Origin of the sequence: Mesorhizobium sp. CA13 (genome assembly GCF_020165235.1) — a bacterium.
Lineage (GTDB): Bacteria > Pseudomonadota > Alphaproteobacteria > Rhizobiales > Rhizobiaceae > Mesorhizobium.
The window spans coordinates 411,447-436,673 of record NZ_JAIUHS010000002.1 but is presented as its reverse complement, the minus strand read 5'-3'; the positions used below and the strand labels follow the sequence as shown (position 1 = coordinate 436,673).

General features: G+C 64.2%; 27 protein-coding genes. 7 read left to right on the top strand and 20 right to left on the bottom strand.

What is annotated here, in order from left to right:
* Window positions 1-70 precede the first annotated feature (70 nt).
* A complete protein-coding gene (locus LB566_RS07700) occupies window positions 71-304 on the top strand; it encodes a hypothetical protein (protein WP_224624133.1) in 234 nt (77 codons plus the stop codon).
* Between the two features lie 210 nt (window positions 305-514).
* Entirely contained in the window at window positions 515-883 is a 369-nt protein-coding gene (locus LB566_RS07695; RefSeq protein ID WP_224623934.1) for an Hpt domain-containing protein, read from the top strand.
* A gap of 15 nt (window positions 884-898) precedes the next feature.
* On the opposite strand, the gene LB566_RS07690 is transcribed toward LB566_RS07695, so the two are convergent.
* From LB566_RS07690 to flhA, 10 genes are all read right to left on the bottom strand, one after another.
* Window positions 899-2,326, bottom strand: coding sequence for a glycosyltransferase family 2 protein (locus LB566_RS07690; RefSeq protein ID WP_181172386.1), 1,428 nt, complete (start codon window positions 2,324-2,326; stop codon window positions 899-901).
* Entirely contained in the window at window positions 2,323-3,360 is a 1,038-nt protein-coding gene (locus tag LB566_RS07685) for a HEAT repeat domain-containing protein (RefSeq protein ID WP_224623933.1), read from the bottom strand. Before LB566_RS07685 ends, LB566_RS07690 begins: the two co-directional genes overlap by 4 nt.
* 2 nt (window positions 3,361-3,362) lie before the next feature.
* Window positions 3,363-5,129 carry a YaiO family outer membrane beta-barrel protein gene (locus LB566_RS07680; protein ID WP_224623932.1) on the bottom strand — a complete coding sequence of 589 codons (1,767 nt, stop codon included), beginning with the start codon at window positions 5,127-5,129 and terminating at the stop codon, window positions 3,363-3,365.
* Complete coding sequence (locus LB566_RS07675; RefSeq protein ID WP_224623931.1) at window positions 5,129-5,521, bottom strand: response regulator transcription factor; 393 nt, start codon at window positions 5,519-5,521, stop codon at window positions 5,129-5,131. The genes LB566_RS07680 and LB566_RS07675 overlap by 1 nt, the downstream gene beginning before the upstream one ends.
* A gap of 39 nt (window positions 5,522-5,560) precedes the next feature.
* Window positions 5,561-5,791: a hypothetical protein gene (locus LB566_RS07670; RefSeq protein WP_224623930.1), complete on the bottom strand. Its 231-nt coding sequence runs from the start codon at window positions 5,789-5,791 to the stop codon at window positions 5,561-5,563.
* Window positions 5,760-6,164, bottom strand: a complete 405-nt coding sequence (locus tag LB566_RS07665; protein WP_224624123.1) for a response regulator — start codon at window positions 6,162-6,164, stop codon at window positions 5,760-5,762. The genes LB566_RS07670 and LB566_RS07665 overlap by 32 nt, the downstream gene beginning before the upstream one ends.
* A gap of 5 nt (window positions 6,165-6,169) precedes the next feature.
* Window positions 6,170-8,608 (bottom strand): ATP-binding protein, encoded by a 2,439-nt coding sequence (locus LB566_RS07660; protein ID WP_224623929.1) that lies wholly within the window; start codon window positions 8,606-8,608, stop codon window positions 6,170-6,172.
* Between the two features lie 300 nt (window positions 8,609-8,908).
* Entirely contained in the window at window positions 8,909-9,292 is a 384-nt protein-coding gene (locus tag LB566_RS07655; protein ID WP_224623928.1) for a hypothetical protein, read from the bottom strand.
* Window position 9,293: 1 nt separating this feature from the next.
* A complete protein-coding gene (gene fliR, locus LB566_RS07650; RefSeq protein WP_140496241.1) occupies window positions 9,294-10,046 on the bottom strand; it encodes a flagellar biosynthetic protein FliR in 753 nt (250 codons plus the stop codon).
* Complete coding sequence (flhA, locus tag LB566_RS07645; protein ID WP_140549646.1) at window positions 10,043-12,130, bottom strand: flagellar biosynthesis protein FlhA; 2,088 nt, start codon at window positions 12,128-12,130, stop codon at window positions 10,043-10,045. The genes fliR and flhA overlap by 4 nt, the downstream gene beginning before the upstream one ends.
* Before the next feature lie 114 nt (window positions 12,131-12,244).
* On the opposite strand from flhA, the gene LB566_RS07640 reads away from it, so the two are divergent.
* Window positions 12,245-12,544, top strand: coding sequence for a putative quinol monooxygenase (locus LB566_RS07640; RefSeq protein ID WP_224623927.1), 300 nt, complete (start codon window positions 12,245-12,247; stop codon window positions 12,542-12,544).
* 39 nt (window positions 12,545-12,583) lie between these two features.
* Here the strand turns inward: LB566_RS07640 and LB566_RS07635 are convergent, their stop codons facing one another.
* Window positions 12,584-13,063 carry a MarR family winged helix-turn-helix transcriptional regulator gene (locus LB566_RS07635; RefSeq protein WP_224623926.1) on the bottom strand — a complete coding sequence of 160 codons (480 nt, stop codon included), beginning with the start codon at window positions 13,061-13,063 and terminating at the stop codon, window positions 12,584-12,586.
* Window positions 13,064-13,125: 62 nt separating this feature from the next.
* Here LB566_RS07635 and LB566_RS07630 point away from each other — a divergent pair, with 62 nt between their 5' ends.
* From LB566_RS07630 to LB566_RS07615, 4 genes are all read left to right on the top strand, one after another.
* On the top strand, window positions 13,126-13,881 hold the full coding sequence (locus tag LB566_RS07630) for an NAD-dependent epimerase/dehydratase family protein (protein WP_224623925.1): 756 nt from the start codon (window positions 13,126-13,128) through the stop codon (window positions 13,879-13,881).
* Complete coding sequence (locus LB566_RS07625) at window positions 13,878-14,390, top strand: cupin domain-containing protein (RefSeq protein WP_224623924.1); 513 nt, start codon at window positions 13,878-13,880, stop codon at window positions 14,388-14,390. Before LB566_RS07630 ends, LB566_RS07625 begins: the two co-directional genes overlap by 4 nt.
* 160 nt (window positions 14,391-14,550) lie before the next feature.
* Window positions 14,551-16,332, top strand: coding sequence for a chloride channel protein (locus LB566_RS07620; RefSeq protein ID WP_224623923.1), 1,782 nt, complete (start codon window positions 14,551-14,553; stop codon window positions 16,330-16,332).
* A 96-nt stretch (window positions 16,333-16,428) separates the two neighbouring features.
* Window positions 16,429-17,166, top strand: coding sequence for a DUF4336 domain-containing protein (locus tag LB566_RS07615; protein ID WP_224624122.1), 738 nt, complete (start codon window positions 16,429-16,431; stop codon window positions 17,164-17,166).
* 54 nt (window positions 17,167-17,220) lie between these two features.
* On the opposite strand, the gene LB566_RS07610 is transcribed toward LB566_RS07615, so the two are convergent.
* The 9 genes from LB566_RS07610 to LB566_RS07570 all read right to left on the bottom strand — a co-directional run bounded on the left by LB566_RS07610 (window position 17,221) and on the right by LB566_RS07570 (window position 25,169).
* The gene (locus LB566_RS07610; RefSeq protein ID WP_224623922.1) at window positions 17,221-18,864 is read right to left on the bottom strand and encodes an MFS transporter; all 1,644 of its coding nucleotides are present in this window, start codon (window positions 18,862-18,864) and stop codon (window positions 17,221-17,223) included.
* Window positions 18,865-19,128: 264 nt separating this feature from the next.
* Window positions 19,129-19,395: a flagellar biosynthesis protein FliQ gene (gene fliQ, locus LB566_RS07605; protein WP_140496235.1), complete on the bottom strand. Its 267-nt coding sequence runs from the start codon at window positions 19,393-19,395 to the stop codon at window positions 19,129-19,131.
* 21 nt (window positions 19,396-19,416) lie between these two features.
* Complete coding sequence (gene flgD, locus LB566_RS07600) at window positions 19,417-19,824, bottom strand: flagellar hook assembly protein FlgD (RefSeq protein WP_140549654.1); 408 nt, start codon at window positions 19,822-19,824, stop codon at window positions 19,417-19,419.
* Window positions 19,824-20,264, bottom strand: a complete 441-nt coding sequence (gene flbT, locus LB566_RS07595; RefSeq protein WP_140549655.1) for a flagellar biosynthesis repressor FlbT — start codon at window positions 20,262-20,264, stop codon at window positions 19,824-19,826. Before flbT ends, flgD begins: the two co-directional genes overlap by 1 nt.
* Window positions 20,261-20,608: a flagellar biosynthesis regulator FlaF gene (gene flaF / locus LB566_RS07590; RefSeq protein ID WP_140496232.1), complete on the bottom strand. Its 348-nt coding sequence runs from the start codon at window positions 20,606-20,608 to the stop codon at window positions 20,261-20,263. Before flaF ends, flbT begins: the two co-directional genes overlap by 4 nt.
* A 30-nt stretch (window positions 20,609-20,638) precedes the next feature.
* On the bottom strand, window positions 20,639-21,682 hold the full coding sequence (locus LB566_RS07585) for a flagellar hook-associated family protein (RefSeq protein ID WP_140549657.1): 1,044 nt from the start codon (window positions 21,680-21,682) through the stop codon (window positions 20,639-20,641).
* Between the two features lie 3 nt (window positions 21,683-21,685).
* Window positions 21,686-23,137, bottom strand: coding sequence for a flagellar hook-associated protein FlgK (gene flgK, locus LB566_RS07580; RefSeq protein WP_140549658.1), 1,452 nt, complete (start codon window positions 23,135-23,137; stop codon window positions 21,686-21,688).
* Window positions 23,138-23,164: 27 nt separating this feature from the next.
* The gene (locus LB566_RS07575) at window positions 23,165-24,421 is read right to left on the bottom strand and encodes a flagellar hook protein FlgE (protein ID WP_140549659.1); all 1,257 of its coding nucleotides are present in this window, start codon (window positions 24,419-24,421) and stop codon (window positions 23,165-23,167) included.
* 79 nt (window positions 24,422-24,500) lie between these two features.
* Window positions 24,501-25,169, bottom strand: a complete 669-nt coding sequence (locus LB566_RS07570; RefSeq protein WP_140549660.1) for a response regulator transcription factor — start codon at window positions 25,167-25,169, stop codon at window positions 24,501-24,503.
* Window positions 25,170-25,227: the final 58 nt, after the last annotated feature.

The following is a 25,227-nucleotide window of genomic DNA, read 5'->3' as shown; positions in this document are numbered from 1 at the left end:
GTCGGCCGCGTCCGACAGCTCGCCACAAGTGCCTTCGATCGCGCCACCGAATGAGTTGGAGGAGAGTGAGATGCTATATGGCTATTTCGTCGAGAAATCGATTCGAAAAAGCTTCGATGACGTCAACAATCATCGCTGGGATGCGGCGGCGAAAGCACTCGCGTCGCATGTCCATCATCGGGTCGGCGGCGCCCACGCGCTTGGCGGAGAGCGCCACGACAAGGAAGCCCTGCGCCGCTGGTTTGAACGCCTCGGCCGTCCTGGCGCGTCTCGTGCAGCGCCTTCAACTGTTCCTGCACCTTGACCAGCTTCTTCAGGCGGTCCTTGCGCGTGCTCATGTCACCTCGCCGGAGAGCCGACCTTGCACTGTACAGTTCGCCATGGGTGAGTCTGCATGTAGGCGCAGAAGTGCGCTTGCCGACGAGTGCGGCGTAAAGCGGCCGTCCATAGCACGGCTGGCGGAATCGCATTTGCGTTAACAGCGCCGATCGTGGTCGCCCACTCACAAAAGACAATGCGCGACAAGCAGCCCGTTTCAACCCAAGCCTGTTTCTGCTTGAATACCCTCGATCCCGGAATGGAGCACAGCCCCATCTCAAACGACCCTTTCGCCGCGTTGCGGCAACGCTTCCTTGCCCGATGTGCCGACCAGCTGGCGGCGCTGAAGGCCACACGTGAGCAAAGTGCCGCGCTCGGGACTTCCGGCGATGCGCTGGCCCGCATCGCCCACTCGCTGGCGGGGGCGGCGGGGACATTCGGCTTTGCGGAGATCAGCGCGCGGGCGTCCGCGCTGGAGGCGCTGCTGATCGAGAAGGAGCATGAAGCGGCGGCAGAAGCCGCGCTCGACGCCCTGATCGCGGAGATTGAGCGGACGCTGCAATGATGCGTCCGGCGACGTCTATTTCTTGGCGCCCGACAGGCCGGTCCTGGTCATCTCGCCCCAGTTCTGGTCTGCCCGCAAGAATTGCCACCAGCCCTTCACGCGCCAGAAATTGTTGAGCTGGCGATAGCCAAAATTCTCGATCACGGCGACCGCGGTCAGCACGGCTAGGTCCCGGGCGCGTGGGAAGCGCTGGAGCTCGGCCTCTTCGAGGATGAGGGAACATACGCTCACACAGACGCCATAGGTGAAGATGAGCGAGGTGAAGGCCAAAAGATACTCCGCCGAAAGGATGCCAAGCAGCCAGAAAGCCGGGATCAGGATATAGCCCAGCACCTCCGCCACAGGCCCGAGCACGTCGACGATCAATATGTGGCCGAAACCGAGGAAGCCGACGCGGCCATAGCGCGGATTGAAAAGCATGGCGCGGTGGCGGAAGAAGCATTCGAGCGCACCGCGCTGCCAGCGCGTGCGCTGCCTTGCCAGAACGCTGAGCGATTCCGGCGCCTCCGTCCAGCACACCGGTTCGGGGATGAACTGGATGCGGTATTTGCGCCTGGCGTCCCGCATATGGCGATGCAGCTTGATGACGAGGTCCAGGTCCTCGCCCATCGAACCCTTGGTGAAGCCGCCCACCGCCACCACTTCCGCGCGGCGGAACATGCCGAAGGCACCGGACACCAGCATCAGCGTGTTGATGCGGCTCCAGGCAAGCCGCGCCATGAGGAAGGCACGCAGATATTCGACTACCTGGAGCAGCGGCAGCAGGCGGCGCGGCAAATGGATCTCGCGCACCCTGCCGGCCTCGATTTTCGAGCCGTTTGCGATTCGAATCGTGCCACCCACGGCGATGGTGCGCTCGGGGTCGTCGATGAAAGGTTGGGCAGCGCGCATCAGCGCATCGGGCTCAAGGATGGAGTCGCCGTCTATTACGCAGAAGAGCGGGGCCCGGCAGACATTGATGCCGGCATTCTGGGCGTCGGCCTTGCCGCCATTCTCCTTGTCGACTACGAACAGCCGCTCGGTCATCGGCGAGGAATAGAGGCCGCGAATCGGCTTGTGCGCGAGCGCCTCTTCATAGGGCCGATGGAACTTCACCAGCCTGAAGGCCTCGATCAGGCTCTGCAGCGTCCGGTCCTTCGAGCCGTCATTGATGACGATCACCTCGAAATTGGGATATTCGAGCGCCAGCATGGAATGGACGCTCTCTACCACGTTCAACGCCTCGTTATAGGCAGGCACCAGCAGCGCGATCGGCGGTGCGACGTCGCTATAACGGTGCCAGAGCAGCGCCGAGCGCGCCACCGGCGGGCGCTTGGAAAGCGCATAGCCGGCGACGACGAGCTGCAGCAGATAGATCGTCGTCTGCGCCAGCCCCGCCCCAATGATGAACCAGGACAGGATGGTGGCGGCAAGAACGATTTCGTGGCTCCAGTCGGCGATCATGAGGCTGGCCCCTCGGCAAGAACGAGCGAGGCGGTGCGCTGACTGCGCGAGACCTCGCTTTTGGCAATCTCGCGCAGCAGCCGCTCTCCCGGCTGGCCGAAGGAGCGCAGCGCATTGGCGGCGGCATAGCGCACGTTCCACGCCTCATCGTCCATCAACCTGGCCAGTGGCGGGGCGAGTTCAGACAGGCCGAGCCGGCCGGCTGCATCGGCGGCGGCGCTGCGCACGTCCCAGTCGCCGTTTGCCATCGCGGTCGCCAGGATCGCCGTCGCGTCAGCGTGTCCCGTGAGGCCGAGCGCGCGCAGCGCCGCGGCGGCCACCTCGGGCGAGGCGTCGCCGGCCAGGCGGGCGAAGAAATCGGCGAAGCGAAAGCCGCCGACACGGGCAAGCGCGTCGATCGCAGCCGCCCGAATGAAGGGCACGGCGTCAGCGCGCGCGGCGCGGTCCGCGAGCTCGTCGAGGCGCGCCGGCGGCAAGCGCCTGAAAAGCTCGATCAGGCGCCGCGAGCGCTGACCCGCCACGCCGATCTTGCGCAGCGCAATGCCGAGCGGCGGCAGGCTGCCGAGATCGCAGAGCGCGATGGCGACGGCGATCCTGACCTCGCGCGAACGGTCGTGGTCGAGCGCCGAAAGCAGGCTTGCCACCGCACCTTCCGAACGCAGGGCCGCCAGCATCTCGGCCGCGTGTATGCGATCGGCTACATTGCCTTTTTCCAGCTGCCTGCCGACAAGGGCCGGTAGGCCGCATTCGTTGAACGCCGCAAGGACGTCGTCATGCTCCTCACCGCGCAGCATCGAAATGAACTCGAAGCCGGCGTTGATCGCCACGCCCGCCGGCACCGCGAGCACCGCTGCCTTCAGGGTCTCGCGGTCACGGTTTTCGGTGAAGGCGATCAGCGCCGTCAGAAGCTGGCGCCGCTGGCCGGCCCCGGCTCTGCCCCAGCGCTCCTGCAGCACGCGCCGCGCGACCAGGGACAGCATGATCACCAGGGAAAGAGCGCTGAGCAATATGGACAGGTCCCAGATGTACCACATGGTCAGAACCGCGCGGTCAGTCCGAGCCCGAATATGCTTCGGTCGAACGTCGGACGTTGCTCATGCGCGATGCTGGCGCGCAGCGTCAGTGGGTCGCTGACATCCCAGGAAATACCGCCAAAGGCGGTGCGCGTCGGCACCAGCGTGCCGTCGGAGATTTCGGGGGCGTCCGCGTAGCCGCCGAACACATTGAAGTGCTGTGTCACCGCGAGGTCGGCGCGAAGCACATAGCCGTCAGCACGTGTTCCGATATCGTCTTGCGCATGCACCCAGCGGGCGGAAAGCCCCAGGCGGCCGTCGAGGACATAGCCCTGCACCCAGGGTGAGATGCTGGTGACGCCGGTGTCGGCGAAATCGTCGTAGCGGGCGTCGATGTTGAGCGTTAACGGTCCGAACGCCTTTGCCGGGGCCATGACCTGCCACGAAGCGCCGGCGCCGATCGAATAGCGCGCCAGGAAATCCGCGTCCGGGGTCGCCGCAGCCAGCGCATAGGCGGAGAATGCGGGCGAGAAGGCCCGATCGACACGGCCCTCGATCTGGATGTCGGTGTGGCCAAAGCGGGTGGCCAGCCGGGTGCGGCCGGAAACTGTCATGCGCGGCGACAGCCGATAAGCAAGGCCGGCCGAACTGTCGGTCCAGTCGCCGAGCCCGTCGGTGAGATCGCTCACCTCGCTTCCGAGGTCGAGCCGCCATTTGCGCGGCGGCGGCACGGCCAGCCTCTGCTCGACATCGGCAGAGCCCGGCTCGATGGCGAGCGCTTGCTCGTAGGCCTGCCGCGCAGCGTCGTCGTCACCCTCGGCGCGGCGCACATCGCCGATCCCGACCAGCGCCTCAGCGTTGCGCGGATCGGCCGCAAGCACGCGCTGGAATGACTGCCCGGCGCGCGCGTAGTCGGCCTCAAGCAACGCTACTCTCGCGTCCAGGTCGAGCGCCTCGACATTGTCCGGCGCCGAGACCAGCACACCGTCGACCAGGGCGCGGGCGCGCGGCGCGTCGCCTTGCCAGATCGCCAGGCGGACCTTGCCCAGCCGGGCGTCGAGAAGGCCGGGCTTTGTTGCCAAGGCGCGGTCGAAGAAATGCCCGGCTTCGTCGAAGCGCTGGCTGGAGCCCACGACCAACCCAAGGGCAACCATGGCGTCGGTGTTCTTTGGCGCCAGCCTTAGCGCCCGGCGATAGATATTCTCTGCATCGGGCAGCTTTCCCGCCGCACGCAACCGCCTGCCCTGTTCCATCAGGCCAGCGACAGGATCGGGCCGCCGGTGGGTTGGCTGCTTCGCAGGCGCCGCGGCAGCCGGAGCCGGTTTCGCCTGACTGGCCAGCTTCGCCTTGCCGGCCTGCTTGGCCTTGCGGATATTCTCGACAAGTGCGGCGGCATCGGCATTGCCGGGATCGGCCTGGGCGACCGATTCAGCGAGCGGCAGCGCGGCATCCAGATTGCCGGAGCGGAACTCAACTTCCGCCATGCCGAAGCTGGCGTCCCGATACGCCGGGGCAAGGGAAAGCGCCCTGGAAAAGGCATCGCGCGCGGCCGGCAGCTTGTCGCGGCCAAGCTCGGCAAAGCCGAGCTGGACCAGAGCGTCGGTATTGTCGGGCTTGAGCGCCAGCGCGCGCCGAAAGAGATCCGCCGCCTCCTCGAAATGCTGCGCTTGCCTGGCCTTGACGCCGGATGCATAGAGCTCGTCGACCGTCTGCGCCAGCGCGGCGCAGGAAGGCGCTGCGATCGCCAGGACCAGGCATGCGGCCAGAGCTGCGCGCCGGCTGCGCCTCATCAGCGTTTCCCGCCCTTGCGCGAGATCAGACGCGCGAGCCGGGCCAGAAGCTCCTCGGGGATGAATGGCTTGACCAAATAGTCATCGGCTCCCTTTTCAAGGGCCGAGACAATGTCCCTTTCAGCCTTGCGGGCGGTCAGCATAATCACCGGTGTTTCCGACAGAGCCGGGTCGCCCTTGATGCGGGTCAGCACCTCGAGACCGTCGGCCTTGGGCATCATAGCGTCGAGCACAACGATGTCGGGGCGTTCCTGCTCCGCCTTCGCCAGCGCTTCGGCTCCGTCCACCGCTTTGATGACCTCGTATCCCTTGGCCCTCAGCCTGAATTCCATCAGCTCGAGCAACAAGGGATCATCATCGCAGATCAGAACTCTTGCCTTCGCTCCATCCACCAGTCCTGCTCCGATCGCGCCTCGTTGCCCCCGGAGTGATCAACCCATGAACCGACATCCGCCAAAGCGGTCCATGCCAAAAATCCGCGCGGCTTTGCCCGCGGCCGCTAACGTCGTGCAATCATAGATAAAGCCGATTCGCGACGGCAGCATTTCGATAAAATCACTAGATGAATATCGGCCCATGGTATAGGAGCCGTAAACAGCAAACAGCGCTTTGCCGACCGACTTCTTGCCGTCACCTTCGCTGGCGCGCCCAGGCAGGGCCATCGCGCCGCCGGAGCAGCTTCCTCACTTCACCTGCAAGCGCCAGCGGATCGAAGGGTTTGGCGATGACCCCGACCGCTCCCATGGCGAGATAGCGCTCGACCTGATGCGTTTGCGTACGCGCCGTGATGAACGCCACGGGTATTGATGCCGTCAGCGGCGAATCGGCGAGGCGCGTCAGTGTTTCAGGCCCATCCATGTCCGGCATCATCACATCGAGCAGGATGAGGTCGGGCTGCCAATCGGCAGCTTCGGTCAGCGCCACGCCCCCCGAGGAGCAGGACCGCACCTCGAATTCCGGATCGAGCTCGAGCGACATTTGGGCAATCTCGCGAATATCGTCCTCGTCATCCACATAGAGGATCCTTGCCGGCATCATCGTCACTCCTTGGCATGCGTCGGGGCGACGTCGTGGCGTGACGAGGCCAGCATGTTTCTGACCAGCTTCGCGACGTCTATTTCAGAGGCCTTGGTCTTGGTCATGATCGCCTGCACCCCGTCGCCGAGCTTCTGGTCGAGTTCCGCGGCCGAGAAGACGATCACACGGGTGTCTAGCGGCAGATCGGCGAGCAGATCCAGCCCTGATCCGTCGGGAAGCGCGATGTCCAGAATGATCAGATCGAAGCGATGAAGCGCGATAGCCTGCTGGGCCTCCTTCAGCGTTTTGGCCGAGGTTATCGAGACGCCGGAACCCAGTCCCTCCGACATCACCGCGAGCACGCCCTCGTCGTCCTCGACATGGAGGATTTTCGGCTTCGGCTCGATCCTGCTTGCGACAATCTTGGCGAGAGCGGCGTGAAGCCGCTCCGAATCCACCGGCTTTTCCAGCCAGTCGACGATGCCGACAGCCGTCCCGTTCAGCGTCCGCCTGGCCTCGTCGGCGACGGCGGAGATGACGATGACCGAAATGTCGGAATTCACCGGCGATGCCCTTATGTCGTGGAAGAGCTTGATGCCGGATTCCCCCGCCAGCTTGATGTCGAGCGTCAACGCCACGTAATCACGCGACCGCAGAAGCGCCTTGGCGGTGGCGATGTCAGGTGCGACGTCGCTGGAAAAGCCCTCCGCATCCAGAAGCGCAGCGATCACTGCCGCGACGTCGGTCTCGTCCTCGCAGATGAGAACACGCATGCGGCCATCGGGCTTCGGCGGCGGACGCGCCGGCGAAGCCGGCTTCGCGTCGTGCCTGGGCGCTTCGGCAAGGTCGACGTGGAACGAGGTTCCCTTGCCTTCCTCTGTTTCGAAGGAAACGCCGCCGCCCAGCTTTTCCATGATAGTTTTGACGATACTCAAGCCTAGGCCCGTGCCCCCCTTCTTGCGGGTGCTAGACGCGTCGGCCTGCTCGAACTTGCCGAATATCCGGCTGCGGAACGCTTCCGGGATGCCCGCTCCCTGGTCGACCACCGATATGCGCAGCATGTCGCGGTCGCGACGCTCGAGCTTCACCATTACGGTGCCGCCGGGATCGGAGAACTTGATCGCATTCGACAGCAGGTTGGCCATCACCTGATGCAGACGGTCCGGGTCGATATTGGCCTCGGCGCGCGGAGCATCGTCGACCAGGACGATGCGGATCCTGTTCTCGGCCATGTAATTGGAACTGGCGGCAATAGCCTGCTCCAGCACCGGGCGGACAGCCATCTGCTTGATCCTGAAGGCGACTACGCCCGATTCGATCTTCTCCATGTCGAGGATGTCATTGATGAGAAGGACCAACCTTTCGCTGTTGTTGTGGGCGATGTTGACGAGGTTGGCGGCCTTGGGTGGCAGTTCGCCCGCGACGCCTGCCGCAATCAGGCCGAGCGAGCCGCGGATCGACGTCAGCGGCGTGCGCAACTCGTGGCTGACCGTCGAGATGAAATCGTTCTTGAGCTGAGCGTTTCGCTTCTGCTCGGTGATATCGCGATTGTAGGTGATGACGCCGGTGATCCTGCCGGCCTCGTCGCGGAAAGGAGCTTTCAAGGTGTAAAGCCAACCCTGCCTGCCATCAGGAAACAGCGCGGGCTGATCGATGCGCAACGTCTGCCCGGCCTCCAGCGCGCCCGTCTCATCCTCCCTGAAGCCTTCGGCCACCTCCTTCGGATAGAAATCGAAATCCGTCTTGCCGATCAGATCCTCGACCGAAGCGGCGCGCATCATTTCGGCAGTGGCTGGATTGGCGACGACGAAGCGGCCGTTGACATCCTTCACGTTTAGGCAATCCGGCAACTCGCGAACCATGGCGCGATAGATCATGTTGGACATGGCGAGGTCACGCCGCCGCTGCTGGCGATCGAGCAGCACGCCGATGATGAAGGTGCCGAGGAAGCGGAACACTAGCGACGGGAGCGTGCTCTGCTGCACAAAGCTGGCGACGACCTGCGGGGGGATGATCAGAAGGGTGATCAGTCCGGCCAGCGAGACTGACACGCCGAGGCCGAGTATATCGAACATAGTGCGCGACCGGGCCGCGACGATGTGGTGCCATGCCAGACCGACCACGGCGGTGATCAGGATGCTCATGACGCCGGCGCTGGCACCCTGCCCGCCAAGATAGAGCCGATAGGCAATGGAGCCGGCAGTAGCGATCAACATCGCCGGCCACCCGCCGAAGAACGCGGCGGCTGCGACGAAAGCGGCGCGCAGATCGACGACGAAGCCGGAGACGGACAGAGCCGTCGCCATGGAAATGATCGCGCCCACGCACATCACCCCGCCGAGAAGCAGCGACTGAATTCTCTGCGGGAGACGTTCCGTGAAATCTGCCACAAGGTCCCAGGCGACGACCAAGATGGAGACCAGGGCAAGATTGGCGAGGAGTGAGTGCCAGATATCGGTCATGATTTTCCGGCTCCTTTTCTCCGATTCATATTGGCAAAACCTATCCAAGCTCTAAAGAGGCTGCGCGTCAGCCACCGGTGTAGGACTGAAGGCGTCCCGGCGCGACGATATGGCAGGCGTCTTGGTTGCGCGCTCCTCGAGCATCAAGTTGACGCTTGATCTCTGCGGCGCAGCTCCAGCTTCGAATTGACCATGGCTGTTCTTAGGCGTCCGCTTACGGGCCGAGCAAGGGCTGCTCGTATGGCCGACACGACGCGCAAAGTGGCCATATGCGCTTTTCCGCTTGCAGAACTGCCTCCTTTACTCCTGCCCCCGCTTCTGCGCGATCAAATCGAGGCGTTCGCGGTCGGAGCGTTCGCGTTCGTCGCGGTTGCGCACGTCCTTGTAGGCGCGCTCGACCATGTTGGTGCGCGCGGTTGCCGACGCGACGAGGCCGGCTTCCTGCCTGGCGCCTTCGAGGTTCGCCTCCTGGCGCACGACGGCCTGGGCGATGCGGCGGTGGTAGAGATCCGGGAAAAGACCGGAGAGGGAATTGTCCTTATCGAAATGCTCGACCAGTTCCTTGGCCTCGGCTTCGGCGGCATTTGCGGCAGCGAGTAGGGTGGCGTGGCGCGTCTCGTGCAGCGCCTTCAACTGTTCCTGCACCTTGACCAGCTTCTTCAGGCGGTCCTTGCGCGTGCTCATGTCACCTCGCCAGCGTCAGGTCGACAAAGCCGTCCACGAACAGCGACAGCATGGAGCCCACGGCGAAATAGAAGATGAGCATGCCGCCGGCGATGACGAAGGGCTGGGAGATGAAGTAGATCGGGATCTGCGGCGTCAGCTTGTTGACGAAACCGATCGTGAGATTGACGAGAATGGCATAGGCGACGAAAGGGCTGCCGAGGCGGATGACCAGGAAGAAGGTGTCCGAAACGGTGTCGGCGACATCGACCAGTGCCGCCTGCGGGTTGAAGAAGACGTTGACCGGCGCGACCGTATAGGACGTCACCAGCGCGCGTATGATCTCATGGTCGAAGTCGAAGACGAACAGCAGCAGCAGCGCCGAGAACGAGATCATGGCGGCGAGCGCCGCCTGCGGTTCGGGCTCCTCGATCGCCGGTCCGCCCGAGCCGCCATAGCCGATCAGCATGGCGATGGCCGACCCCATGAAACGCAGGGCTTCCATGTAGAGCCTGGTCATGGCGCCGATCAGGCCGCCGACCAGGAGTTCGGAAACGATCATCGGCACCAGGATCTGCGGACGCGGATCGACGAAGGGAAAGATCTTGTCCCACAGGAAGGCGAGCAGGCCGCCGGTGGCGGCGACCGCAACGAACAGCCTGACCTGCACCGGGATGCGGGCGCTGGACAGGCCAGGCATCAGCATGAAGCAGGCGCCGATGCGGCAGAAGGCGAGGAACGCCGCGATGACGACCGCTTGCGAGAGAACGCTCACGATATGGTCCCGAGCACCCTGATCTCGACGCCCTTGGCGATTTCGACATGGGAGAGCACCGGCAGCGTGGTGAACAGCCGTTCGATGATCATACGCACATAGGGGCGTGCGTCGGGCGCGGTGACAAGCACGAAACGCTCGCCGGCTTCGAGGAATTTCTTGATCGCCTTGGTGGCGTCCTGGCCGAATTCTTCCAACTGGCGCGGATCGATGTCGAACTCGCGGACCTCGCCCTTGGCGTCGCGCTTGAGGCTCTGATGGAAGGCGAGGTCCCAGCGGTTGCCGAGACGCAGCACCTTGAGCACGCCGCCTTCCGAAAGGTCGCCGCAGATCTGCTGCGCCATGCGGATGCGCACATGCTCGACGATCTGCTCGGTGCGGCGCACATGCGGCGCGATCTCGGCGATGGCTTCGATGATCAGGTGCAGGTTGCGGATCGAGACACGTTCGGCGAGCAGCAGCTTCAGCACTGCCTGCAGGCCGGGATAGGAGATGTGCGTGGTGCAGATCTCGTCGGCGAGCTTGCGGTATTCCTGGTCCTGGCGCTCCAGCAGCGCCTTCATGTCCTTGTAGGACAGGAGCTGCGGAAGGTTGTTGCGGATGACCTCGGAGAGGTGGGTGAGCAGCACCGACATGTTGTCGGCAAAGGTGAAGTTCTCGCGCTTCAGATCCTCGGCGAAGGTTTCCATGACCGAATAGGCGCGCATGCCGAAGGCCGGCTCGCGGATCTCCTCGCCCGGAATTTCGGGAACGTCGCGGTTGCCGAGCAACACCATGATCTCCCCGACGCGCATCGAATATTCGGCGACCACCGTTCCGTGCACCTTGATCTGGTAGCTCTTCGGCGGGATGGCGAAATCGTCGGCGACGCGCACTTCGGGCACGACGAAGCCATATTGCTGGGCGAATTTCTTGCGCATCTTGGCCATGCGGAAGACCAGCTCCTGATGCGAGACCAGCAGCCGGGTCGAAAGCTGCTTGCCGATCAGAAGTTCGATCTCGGCGGTGGCCAGCGAGGCCTTGACCGAGTTCTTCTCTTCCTCGGCCTTGGTCGCCTTCTCCTGGTTCTTCAGCGCCTCGGCCTCGGCCATGGCCCGGTTGTGGCGCATCGGAATGACATAGCCGAGGCCGGCCATGCCACCGGCGAGCGCGAAGAAGGGGAAGAAGGGCAGGCCGGGCATCAGGCCGAGCAGCACCAGCAGCGCCGCCGCCACATAGAGCGCGCGCGGATGCGCGCCGAGCTGGCCGAACACGGCCTGGTTCGTCGAACCGCGCGTGCCGCCCTTGGAAACCAGCAGGCCGGCGGCGAGCGAGACGATGAGCGCCGGGATCTGGGTGACCAGACCGTCGCCGACCGACAGCTTGATGAACACGTCGGCGGCCTCGCCCATGCCCATGCCGTGCCTGATATAGCCGATGGCGATGCCGCCGACGATGTTGATGGCGGTGATGATGAGGCCGGCGATGGCGTCGCCGCGCACGAATTTCGAGGCGCCGTCCATCGAGCCGAAGAAGGAGGATTCCTCTTCCAGCTCGCGGCGGCGCAACTGCGCTGTCTTGTCGTCGATCATGCCGGCGGAGAGGTCGGCGTCGATCGACATCTGCTTGCCGGGGATGGCATCGAGGGTGAAACGGGCGCCGACCTCGGCGATACGGGTGGCGCCCTTGGTGATGACGATGAAGTTCACCACGATCAGGATCATGAAGACGATCAGGCCGATGACGAAATCGCTGGCCATGACCAGTTTGGAGAAACCGGCGATGACATAGCCGGCGGCATGCGTGCCTTCATTGCCGTGCGACAGGATCATGCGCGTGGTGGCGATGTTGAGCGACAGCCGCAGCATGGTAGCGATGAGCAGCACGGTCGGAAACGAGGAGAAATCGAGCGGCCGCTGGATCCACAGCGCCACCATCAGGATCAGCACCGAAAGCGCGATCGAGAAGGCAAGGCCGACGTCGATGAGAAAGGCCGGGATCGGCAGGAACAGCACGGCCAGGATGATGACGATGCCCAGCGCGAAGAAGACGTCGCGGCCGTTCTTGGCCACGGCGCCGGGCTGGATGCTTTCGCTTATCGCCATTCTATCCTCGAAAACCCTGGGGCTGCCGAGCATGCGACAGCCCGGCGAGGGTAGCTGGCCAAGCTTGCGCGAGGGTGGGAGAGTGGGTCTGCCCAACCATCGAAAGGAAATCTCATGCTGCTGATCATCGGTACGGTTCGTCTGCCACCAGACAGGCTCGAACAGGCAAGGCCAGCGATGGAACGCATGGTTGTTGCCAGCCGTGCCGAGCCCGGTTGCCTCGCATACTCCTATGCGCAGGATGTCCTCGATGCCGGGTTGATCCGGGTCACGGAAGTCTGGAGCGACAGGGCGGCGCTCGACGCACATTTCGCCGCGCCACACCTTGTGGACTGGCGCGCAAGCTGGCCGTCGCTCGGCATCGGCGAGCGCAATCTCGTGCTCTACGAGGCCGGCGACCCTAAGCCGACCTGAGCGCCTTGCGGTCCGATTTCCACAAGCCGTGGCGGAGGCTCAGGATATGGCGGCATCTGCCGTGGCAATTGCGACCAGCCAACGTCTGACTGTTCTTTCTTCCTCGGCCGACAGGCCTTCCGTCAGGTCGCGCTCGATTGCGCGCACCCGCTCCCGACACGCTCGCAGCAGCGCCCGGCCGCTGTCGCTGAGGTCGAGGTGCACTATGCGGCCGTGAATCGCGTGCGGCTTGCGAACCAGTGAGCCGGCCCGCTCGAGATTGGCGACAATGACGCTGAGCGTTTGCGGGGTGAGCAAGGCCAGCCGGGCGAGATCGGCATTGGAAAGACCGGGGTAGGCGGCCAGCATGGTCAGTGTCACGAACTGCGGCTGCGTCACGTCGAGATCGGCGAGCGCTCGTTCGACCCTGAGCCGATGGGCGCCCGCCGCCTGCCGCAGGAGATAGCCGAGATAGCCTTCTTCGCCACGTTTGCCTTCGCCCGGAGCCGGGATCGAGGGGCGCTGATTTGGCTTGCGCATAATGTAAGAGCTCTTATATGTTATTCGAACCCTGATATTATCGCAGTGCAAGGACGATGACGATGGCCTATCGAATTTTTCTCGCCGGCGCCGCAGGCGCAGTCGGGCAGCGGCTGATCCCCCAATTGCTGGCCGCCGGTCATCAGGTGACGGGCACCACGCGCAATGCGGACAAGGCCGCCAGGCTGGAGACGCTTGGCGTCGAGCCCGTGCTGGTCGATGTGTTCGATGCGCACGCGCTGTCGCGCGCCATGCTTGGCGCCCGACCCGACATGGTCATCCATCAGCTGACCGACCTGCCGGCGGGCCTCGATCCGAGCCGCATGGGCAAGGCGATCGTACGCAATGCCCGTATTCGGGACGAAGGCACCCGCAATCTGGCCGCCGCCGCTGCGGCGTCCGGCGTCCGCCGCCTGATCGCGCAGAGCATTGCGTGGGCTTATGCGCCCGGCCAGCAGCCCTACACCGAAAGCGACCCGTTGGATGCCGATGCCGAAGGAAACCGCGGCATAAGCGTCAGGGGTGTCATTGCGCTGGAGACGACCGTGCTGAACGGGCCGTTTGCCGGCGTCGTCCTGCGCTATGGCCAGCTCTACGGGCCAGGAACTGGAACCGAGGCGGCTGGCGGCGCGTCGCCGCTGCATGTCGATGCAGCTGCCTATGCCGCGCTGCTCGCACTCGACAAAGGCGCGCCCGGCATCTTCAACGTAGCCGAACCCAATGAGGCTGTCTCGACGCGGAAGGCGGTCGAGGAACTCGGCTGGCGCGCCGATTTCCGCCTGCCGCCTGAAGCAATCCACGCGGAGACATCGACATGATCAGCAATCAGGCTCGCCTGCGCACCGGCCAATTTCTCATCGGCATCAGTGCCGTCGCGGTTCTGTCCGCACTGTCGGCAAAGTGGGCCGGCCCGGGTTTCATCGGCGCCGTTCCCCCTGCAATGGAAGGGCACATGCATATGGAAGGCGTCGATGCCGGCAGTCCCTCCGCGGCACGGCCTAAGACCGTCGTTACGCCCGTTTCCTGTGAAAAGCTGCCGAATGTGCCGGGCAAGTCGATCACCACAGCCGTCGTCGAATTCCCCCCGAATGCCTATACGCCCCGCCACCGTCATCCCGGCTCGGTGAGCGCCTTTGTGCTGGAAGGCACGCTGCGCTCGCAACTGGCGGGCGGTCCCGTCGGCATCTACGTCAAGGGACAAACCTGGTTCGAGCCGCCCGGCGCAGTCCATCTCTTCGCCGAGAATGCCAGCACCACCGAACCCGCCGAACTGCTGGCGACTTTCATTGCCGACGACGATTGCGGGCCACTGACAATCCCGGACTGACGGCAACGCCGATCGCTTCGCAGACAGGGCAGAAAGACCGCAATCAGCTGGTTTCCTGGCCATAATGGCGCCTTTGATGTCGGCATTGTGGTTGTCATGCCGTGCCGCCCGGCGTATCAGGCGGGTCTTCCATTGCCTTTCATGTCGGCGAGCCGCCCCGGTGCTTTCCAGGAACCACAGCGAAGTCTACGCCCGCCGGCTGCGCGCGGTGCTCATCAATTCGATACCGCTGCTCGAAGCGCGAGGCATCGCGGTTGTCGTCCTTGCCGGCATCGTCGGCGTGATGGCGGGCATACTGGTCACCGCGATGAGCCAGATCGTGCAGGACCTGCACGGCCTGTTGTTCGGCGTGCAGCCCGGCGGCCGGCTTTCCGGCATGTTCTCGCTCGCCCACCCCATGCAGGCCCTGATCCCGGCGATCGGCGGCATCCTGCTCGGGCTGACGGTGCTCTGGCTGAGAAAGCGGAGATTCCGCACGCCTGTCGACCCGATCGAGGCCAACGCGCTCTATGGCGGTCGCATGTCGCTGACCGATACGTTCATCATCGCCGGCCAGACCATGATCTCCAGCGGTTTCGGCGCCTCCGTCGGGCTGGAAGCGGGCTACACGCAGGTCGGTTCCGGCCTGGCTTCGCGGCTGGCGCGGCTGTTCAAGCTGCGCCGCAACGATGTCCGCATCCTGGTCGGCTGCGGCGCCGCCGGTGCCATCGCGGCGGCTTTCGATGCGCCGCTGACCGGCGCTTTCTATGGTTTCGAACTGGTCATCGGCATCTATTCGGTCGCCAATGTGGTGCCTGTCATGACCGCGGCGATCTCCGCCTCGCTGACCGCCGAGATGTTCGGCGGCGTGCCGTTCCCGCTGGAGCTTGCGGGCCTGCCGGCACTCACGGCCAGCCAGTACGTGCCGTTCCTGCTGCTTGGGCTGCTTGGCGGGGCCGCCTCGATCGCCATCATGCATCTGGTCACGCTGGTCGAACGCGCCTTTGCCAAACTGTCAGTCGATGCCTCGCTGCGTCCCGTCATCGGCGGCGTCATCGTCGGCCTGCTTGGGCTCGTTACGCCGCAGGTGCTGTCGAGCGGCCATGGCGCGCTGCATCGCGAATTCGCCATGAACTATGGGCTGAGCGTGGTGGCCAGCGTCTTCGTGTTGAAGCTGGCGGCTTCCGCGATCTCGCTGGGTTCGGGGTTTCGGGGCGGACTTTTCTTCGCTTCTCTGTTTCTTGGCGCCCTGCTCGGCAAGGCATTCGCCGATGTGATGGCTTTCATCTCGCCGTCAACCGGCATCGATCCCGCCGTCGCTGCCGTTGTCGGCATGACATCGCTGGCGGTCGGCGTCGTCGGCGGGCCGCTGACGATGACGTTCCTGGCGCTGGAATCGACCCGCGACCTGACGCTGACCGGCGTCGTCCTGGCGGCCTCGATCATGGCGGCGATCCTGGTGCGCGAAACCTTCGGCTACTCCTTCTCGACGTGGCGCTTTCATCTGCGCGGCGAGACGATCCGCAGCGCCCATGACGTCGGCTGGATGCGCAGCCTGACCGTCGGCTCGATGATGCGCAAGGACATCAAGACCATCAATGCCGACACGACGCTTGCTGCCTTCCGCAAGCAGGTGCCGCTGGGTTCGGCCCAGCGCGTCATCGCCGTTGACGCCGGCGATCAGTATGTCGGCGTGCTGATCGTTGCCGAACTGCACAGCGACCTGTCCGACGGCGAGACGACGGTGCGCGATCTCGCGCAATACAAGGATGCCGTTCTGGTGCCGAGCATGAACGTGCAGTCGGCCGCCGAGACCTTCCAGCGGGCCGGCGCCGAGGAACTGGCCGTGGTCGAGGATTTCACCGACCACATCGTGCTCGGACTGCTGACCGAGGGCCATCTGATGCGGCGCTATGCCGAGGAGCTGGAAAAAGCGCGCCGGGATCTGTCGGGCGAAGGGTAGGTCGGGCGAAGGTAGGCTGCCGAGCCGGCCCGGCTGAGCTCTTGCAAGGCGAAGCTGCGGTGGCCAAGCTTGCTCTCCACCCTACATCAGCAGATCATGGCCGACCGCACACCATACCCGCCGCTCAACACGTTAAAGCTGGTTTCGAAGGACATCTGGATCGTGGATGGCCCGGTCATCCGCTTCGGCATGCCTTGGCCGAAAATGCGGTTTCCGACGCGGATGACCATCATCCGCGTCAACGGCGGCGATTTGTTCGTCCATTCACCCACCTTGCTGACAGAGAGCCTCGAGGCCGAGATCTCTGGATTGGGCAAGGTCCGCTACATCATCGGGCCGAACCGGATGCACTATTGGTGGATTCCGATGTGGCGCAGGGCCTTTGCGGATGCGGGTATCTGGCTGGCACCGCGGATTCGCGAGCAGGCGGGCGACAGGATCGATTTCGAGGCGAACGAGCTTGGTGCCGAGAGGGGTTACCCATGGGACGATGACCTCAAGTCGCTGCCGGTGGAAGGCAGCTTCATGACAGAGATGGTGTTCTTCCATTCCGTCAGCCGAACATTGATCCTGACAGACCTGATCGAGAATTTCGAACCGCGGAAGCTTGGCTGGCCGTGGCGCTGGCTTGCCAGGGCGGCTGGTGTCGTCGATCCGGATGGCAAGACGCCGCGCGATTTGCGATTGACCTTCCCCAGGGGGCAGCTCAAGGCGGCGGTCGAAAAGATGATAGAATGGAATCCGGAACGCGTGATCATGGCGCACGGCCGTTGGTACGAACGCGATGGCGTCGCCGAGCTGAAGCGCGCGTTCCGCTGGCTGGGTCCGCTCTAACGCTTTGTCTTGATGCAAGCCCGAACGAAAACGTCTTCGCGCTTTCCGCCACTCCTAATGCTCGATCGGCCCCTTTGCCATGACCAGCGCCGTGCCCGCGGTGGTCGAGCGCTCGATCACGCGGCGCACCCGCGGCGGCTCGTCGCCGCTGTGCAGTGCCCGCAGGCGCTCGCCGACCATGGCGTCGGCTTGGGTGATGCGGCCGTTGTGCCTGACATATTCGAGCCAGGTCGGCGTGTGGTAGTGCTCGATCCAGATCGCCGGATTTTCGAGATCGCGCGCCAGCGTCCAGTTGCGGGCACCGTCGCGGCGGCGGATGCGGCCGCGCTCGGCCATGGTGGCCAGGAACTCCGGCACGTCCTCGTCGCGGATGATGTATTCGATCATGATGGCGATGGGACCGCTGCGCGGCTTCAGGTCGAGCGCGAGATGCGGCTCCTTGAAGCGGTTGAGCGGATCGAGGTTCAGCACCTGCTGCTGCGGCAGCGGCAGCACGAGGCCGATGGCGCCGCCAGCCAGCATGGCGATGGCCGCCGCGATCAGCGCTGCCCCGGCGCCATGCGCGTCGGCGACGATGCCCCAGATCCAGCTGCCGAGCGCGATGCCGCCGAATGTCGCGGTCTGATAGACCGACAGCACCCGGCCGACGACCCAGCGCGGCGTTGCCATCTGCACGGTGACGTTGAAGTGCGAAAGCGCGATCACCCAGCACGCGCCGCCGACCAGCAGGCCGAGCGATGTCTGCCAGGCATTGTGGCTGAGGGCGGCATTGAAGGCGCAGACGGCGAAGCCGGCGAAGGCCGAGCGCACCATGGTCTCGCTGGACAAAAGCTGGCGCAGCCGCACGCTGATCAGCGCGCCGCCGACCGCGCCGATGCCGAAGGCGCCCAGCATGATGCCATAGGTCAAGGCATCGCCCTTGACGACGTCGCGCGCCACAAGCGGCAGCAGCGCCAACACCGCGCCGGCGCTGAAGCCGAAGGCGGAGCCCCTGACCAGCACCTTGCCGATATTGGGCGACATGGCGACATAGCGCAGGCCTGCGCCCATGGCCGCGCCAAGCGATTCGCGCGGCAGCGTCGATGGCTGCACCTGCGGCTTCCAGCGCGCCAGCACGACGATGAGACCGATATAGCTCACCGCGTTGGCCGCGAATGCGACCGCCGCCCCGGCTGCGGCGACGATGATGCCGCCGATCGCCGGACCGACGCTGCGGGTCAGGTTGAACCCCATCGAGTTCAACGCGACGGCGGCCGGCACTTTGTTGCGGGGCACGATGTCACCGACGGAGGCTTGCCAGGACGGGCTGTTCAGTGCCGTGCCGCTGTCGATCAGGAAGGTGAAGGCAAGCAGCGTCCATGGCGTCATCAAGCCGGAATAGGTGAACAGGGTCAGAAGCACCGAGACGACCAGCATGAAGGTCTGGGCGACCAGCATGACCTTGCGCCGGTCGAAGCTGTCGGCGATGGCGCCGGCGACGAGCGCGAACAGCATGATCGGCAAGGTGGTCGAGGCCTGTACCAGCGCGACCTGATAGGGCGAGGTGGCGATCGTGGTCATCATCCAGGCGGCGCCGACGCCCTGAATGAGGCCGCCGAAATTCGACACGAGGCTGGCCGACCACACGGCGCGGAAGATGCCGTGCCGGAACGGCGCCAGCGCCGAAACGCTCTCGCTCTCCGGCTTTTCGTCAATCATAGGAAAGGCCCTGCCATGGCTTGCCGATCGTTGCGGTGATCCGTTTCCCCGGATGGTTTGCCGAAACTATGGCATCGTGCCGCAAAGAGCGAACGTCTTGAAAAAAAGATCATGGTCCAACAAGGGGATAGAGGAGGACCACGCAGCCGGGCGACTTTGCTTCGATGCCGCGCCGCGCATGCACCCCATGCCCTACATGGTCCGCCATCGGCGACTGCCGAGACGTCGTCGGGACAGAACGGTCCGGCTCGCCGCAAGCAGCGGCTAGAACCCGTTTTCAATGCGTTCGAAGACGACGTTGGTGAAGGCCGATATCTGGCTGCCGATAAAGGGACCGGTCAGCGCCGCCACGAGCATGATGGCGACGATCTTCGGCACGAAGGTCAAGGTGATCTCCTGGACCTGCGTCAGGGCCTGGATCAAGGCGATGCCGATACCCACCGCCATGGCGACCAGCACCACCGGCGCGGATGCGGTCAGCACCGTCCACACCGCGTACTGGACGATGTCGAGTGCGTCGGCCTCGTTCATGGGATCGGCCTGCCGGGGCCGTCAGCTTGCCGCCTTGACCGAGACGCCGGGACCGACCGCGATCTCGGTGCCGTTGCCCAGCACGGCGATGAGGCCGCTGCTGGCAAGGCGCACGGACGCGACGGTGCCCGTCGTCTTGCCGTCGGCGGACGTTATCGAGCGCCCGATCAGCGCATCGGCCTGCGACAGCGCCGAGGACTGCATGATCTGGTCCAGCTTGGTATTGGTCTGCACAGACTGCTCGACCTGCGAGAAGGTGGCGAGTTGGGCGACATACTGTGTCGAATCCATCGGCTTGGTCGGATCCTGGTTCTTCATCTCGGCGATCAGAAGCTTCAGGAAGGACTGGTAGTCGACAGCGGTCTTGGAGGTCTGCTGGCTGGCCTGATTGGCGCCAACCGGTATCGTCGTCGTCATGTCCACGGTCATCAGCGTGCTCCCACAGCCAGCGGACGCGAGGCGCCCGGAACGTCGTCATTGCCGCCAAGCGCGCGGCGTTCGAGCGGATAGAGCGACCGGATCGCCTTCAGCGCCTCGTAGATGTGATCCTCGCCGACCATGCGGTCGATCTGTTTCAGCGCACTGCCGATCTCGGCGTCCTCGAAACTTGCAAGCAGCAGCGGCAGGGAGCGGCGGAACATTTCGCGCGCCTCGCCGGCGCCGGCCGGATTCATCAGCATCACCTGGAGGATGAAATACAGCTGCTTGAGCGGTGTCGAGGCGTCATCGGCCTGGATCACATGGCTTTCGAGCAGGAACTGCACGTCGTTCATCAATTCGACGGTGACCTTGCGGTCGACGCGTATGACCGCACCGTTGACGTAGATCTTCTCGTTCGGCTTCAGCGATATCTTCAGCGTGTTGGTCATTGAATGCCGTCGCGGATGATCTGGGATACCTCGATCAGTCCCTCGAAATTCTGGGTGCGGCCCTGGCGAATGTCTTCCGCCTCGCGCAGCAGCCAAAGACCGATCGAAATCAGGTTGGCGCGCAGTTCCTTGGGAAGCGCGTTGTCGTTGGAGCCGAGATCCTCGACAAAGGCGGTCCAGACGCGGTTGGTGAAATGCAGCGCCTCCACTGCCTCCATCGAAGCGGGGCCAAGGGCGGCGGCCGCTGCCAGCATGTCGATCGAGCGGGTCAAAAGCTCCCGTTCACGGTCCTTCGCGTCGGCGACAGAGGTGCTCTGGATGTCGGCGTAGGAGAATTGGTACATCGTTGGCTCTACCGTTCCGGTTCAGAGTTGTCAGGTCAGGTAATTCAACAGGCTGAGCTGCTGGAGCCGCGCCGTCAATGCGAAGGAGGTCTCGATGTGCTGCGTCAGGTCGGCGACGCGGGTCGCGGCTTCGGCCGGGTCGACCGCTTCAAGATCGAGAATGTGGCGCTCGAACAGGTCGACCTGCGTCTTCATGCGGTCGACGGCGTCGGACACGCGCTTCTGGACGATACCGGTTTCGGACTGGACCTGGCCGATGCCGCTCAGCGCTTCGCCAACCAGCGATTGCGAGCGGCCGACGATGGTGTCCTTCGCCGCCTGGCTGATGTTGGTCGACATCAGGCTGGAGACCATGGCCGCCGCCATGGCGAGCTTCTTGATGCCATCGCTGTTGGCGCTGGTCGAGGTCGCGGTGGTTTCGTTGAGCGCGATGCGGCTGACGATCTGCTGGTCGGTGGCATTCGACCAGTTGGCCTGCCAGCCCGAGCCGAAGAACTGCGGCTCGACGTCGTTGGTGATGAAATCGTCCATCTGGGCCGCGGTAATGTTTGCCGCGGCAGGGTCATCCGGCGTGAAACCGAAATTGGCCACGAAGGAGGCGTCGAAGGCAGCCTTGGCGGGTGATCCGGCCGCGGTGAAATCGTTGATCGGCTTGACGTCGGTGTTGGTGCCGGCAAACAGATACTCGCCGTTGACGCTGGTGTTGAGGATCGAGGCGAGCTGCTGGACGGCCGTCTTGCCGGCCGACTGGGTGAGGTTGGCGGAAGAATCGCCCGACGTTGAGGAGGTCAGGCTCGATAGCAAGGTCTGCGCGACGCTGGAGAGCTGGCCGAGCGAGGTCTGCGTCGAGGAGAGCCGGGCGGCCACCAGGCCGTTGGAATCGATGATGACATTGAGCCGGTCGAGATCGCGCGAGAAGGTGACGGACTGGGCGGTGCGTCCGCCCAGCGCCAGGCCGACATCGGCGACCCTGCCGGTCGAGGACTCCTTCGTGGCTTTGACGAGTTCGGCCTGCATGCGCATCTGCTGATAGCGCATCGCGTTCGAGAGGGCGGCCGAAGAGACTGAGGTCATGGATTATCCCACCGCGCTGAGCAGAGCCGCCAACATGTCGTCGACGGTTTTCATCATTCGGGCCGATGCCTGATAGGTGTGTTCGAGATCGAGAAGCAGCGACATTTCCTGATCGACATTGACGCCGGTAGCGTTGGACAGCGCCTCGGCGCTGCGCGATGCCAAAGCTTGCTTGGCGTCGGCTGCGGTCGAAGCCTGCTGGCGCACGCTCTGGAGCCAACCGATCGAATTGGCGGCATAGTCGGCAACGCTCGACGTCGCCGAAATCCCGGCGGCGGGGTCGAATGTCATCGGCTGATCGAGCCGGTCGCCATAGGCGACCAGAAGGCTGGAATAAGAGGCGCCGCCAGTGTTGACGACATAGGCCGCGCCGTTGGCGCCGCCGTCGCGCAGCAGTGCCGGATTGCCGCCGGCGCTTGGATCCATGGCGGCATTGACGCTGATCGTGCTGGCAAGGCCATTGACCAGCGTGCCAGCGGCCGGCACCGCCGGCGCGCCCGACCAGGTAAACAGTCCGGCGGCGTTGGGCATCGACGGCGCGGTCTCGGCGAAGGCCGTGATCAGGCCGCGCGCGGTCTCGTCGAGCTGGCTCTGCATGGTCGAGGCTACCCCATCGCGCAACTGCAGCAAACCGGCAAGCTTGCCGCTGGCGCTGGTGTTGCCGCCGGTTCCCGCCGAGATCGGCACGTTGTCGATGTAGAGCGCATTGCCGGTGGTACCGGCGCTGTAGCCGGAGGACGGGGCGAAGCTGACCGTGCGCGGGATCGTTTCGAACAGCGTCGTGCCGTCACCCGTGGTGATGACCATGTCATTGTCGCCGCGCGTGAAGGTCGAGACCGGAATATAGTCCGAGATCTTCTTCAAAAGCGCGTCGCGCTGGTCCAGCGCATCGGAAACGTCGGTGCCGGAGCGCGTGCCCGATATGACAGCCTGGTTGGCATCCTGGAACTGGCTGAGCAGCGAGTTGAGATCGTCTACCGCCGTGGCGATCTGGCCGTCGGTCTGGGTGCGAAAGTCCTGAATGGCCCTGGAGCCTTCGTTCAGGGAGCGCACGACCTGCTTGGCCGCGTCGATAACGCTGGAGCCGAGATTCTGGTTGGACGGCGAGGTGGCATAGAGCTGCAACGCCTGCTGCAAATTGCCGATCGCGGTCGAAGGAGAGGATGCATTGTCGACACCATTGACCGAAACATCCAGCTGATCCAGGCCGCTATAGAGCGCGTTCTGGCCGCTATATGCCGACAGGGCGCTTAGATTCTGACGGAAGAGCAGGTCGTTGGCTACGCGCTGGATGTCAACCGAGCGCGCGCCCGGCGCCGTGCTGGTGACGACGGCGATGCGGCGCGTATAGTCCGGATTGGAAGCGTCGGCGACGTTGCGCGAGACAACGCTGGTCTGCCGAGCGGTGTTCATAAGCGCCGATTGGGCGATGCTCAATGCGGTGGAAAGCGACATGCGGCTCTTTCACGGGCGTTGCCCGTTTCATCTCTTCAGGTTGACAAGGACGTCCATCAGGTCGGAACCCGTCTGGAAGACTTTTGAATTGGCGGTGTAGCTGCGCTGCGCCGCGATCATGTTGGTCAGTTCCTCGGCGATATCGACGTTCGAATTCTCGAGCGCGCCGGAGATGATGGAGCCGAGCTTGCCTTCATTGGCAAAGCCGACGCGGACCGCGCCGGATTCTGTGCCTTGCGAGTACACATTGCCGGGCAGCGCGGTGAGCTGGTCGGGACTCTGCACATCGGCCAGCGGGATCTTGTAGAGGGGCTTGGTGGAGCCGTCCTTGTACTGGGCGTAGATGGTGCCGTCCTTGCTGATCTGAACCTTGTCGATGGTGCTCGGCGCGTTGCCGTTGACCTGGGCGTCCGACACCGTGAAGCCGGTGCCGAGCTGGGTCAATGCCGACAGATCCAGCGAAAAGGCGCTGCCGTTGGGCACGGTGAGCGAGACGCTGTCGACGGCGCCGGTGAGCTTGCCCGTGGTCGCGTCGAAGGTCAGATTGGCCGAGCCCAGTGCGCCGCCGGTGTAGGGGAATGACGTTCCGGCGGTCGCCTTCGACTGGTCGAAGACCGATACCTGCCAGGTGCCGGCGCCGGTGTTGGTGAAATAGACGTCGAGCAGCTTCTTGTTGCCGAGATTGTCATAGGCGACCATCGAGGATTTCGAGGTGTACTGCGCGCCTGCGGCGTTGGTGGTGGGCAGGTTGCCGGCCGCGACTGGCGTCGCGCCTGCGGGCAAGTTACCGCTGTAGAGACCCTCGGTGCTCGGGGTCGCGGTCATTCCCTGATCGGAGATGACGACCGGGACCAATCCTTCAAAACCGTTCACCGTCGCCGCCGGCACGCCATTTTCGTAGCTGTAGGCCATCAGCTGGAAGCCGGCCGAGTTGACCAGCCTGCCCTGGCCATCGGGAACGAAGGCGCCGGCGCGGGTCAGGAAAGGCGTACCGCTCGGGTCCTGGACGACAAAGAAGCCGTCGCCGCTGACGGCAAGATCGGAAACAGAGGTGGTGTATTGGAGCACGCCCGGATCGCTGACCGCCTGCCGGATCGTGGTGGTGATGCCGCCGGAATTATAGGCGCCGCCCGTCGAGGGCATGACCAGAGTTGAAAATTCTGCGGAGGACCGCTTGTAGCCGGTGGTATCGGAATTGGCGATGTTGTCGGCTGTCGTCGACAGACGGTTGGCCTGCGCGTTCATCCCGGAAACGCCGGTCCGCATCATCCCGTAGAGGCTCATCGAAATGTCTCCGCAATGTCCATGCCACTGGCAGCGAGGCTACGCGTCCTGTCTTGCGCGAGGCTGGCGCGGCGGCGCATCAGAACACCAGCCGGTAGCCGAGGAAGCGCTTGGAATCGATCGGATCGGTGCCCAGCTTCTCGCGCAGCTTCTTGCGCAGCTTGCTGATGTGGCTTTCCACCACGTTCTCCTCGACCTCTTCGTCGAAGATGCCGTAGATGGCGTTGAATACTTGGGTCTTGGTGACGCGGCGGCCGCGATTGCTTGCCAGATATTCGAGAATGCGGCGCTCACGGCGCGGCAAGGGAAGCGGCTGGCCATCGATTTCGGGGTCGCGGCCATCCATGAAGATGCGCATGGCGCCGATCTCGGTGAAGGCGGCATCCTCGTTGGCGCGGCGGCGGATGGCTGTTATGCGAGCCAGGATCTCTCGGATATGGACCGGCTTGCGGATGACGTCATCGACACCGCTCTCGAACAGCCGCAACGTGTTCTCCAGCGAATGCTGCTCGCTGAGTGCAATCACCGGGGCTCCGGTGCGGTCGCGGATCTGGCGCGGAGAGATCGCGCCTTCCCGGCAGTCGCCGATGAGGAAGGCCCGGACCGAGCGCAGATCGGCATCGGCGGCCGAGTTCACCCACTCGCCGAATTCGCCGGAAGCGAAGCCTGCGCAGGCGATGCCCTCGCGGTCAAAAAGTGAATTGTATCCGTCTGTCACGAGCTCTCGCTCGTCAACGATAACGATCATCGGCCCCGCCTCCGAATCAGCTCATCTGCCCCGTGGGGAAAGCCGTATCCGCTGGCAG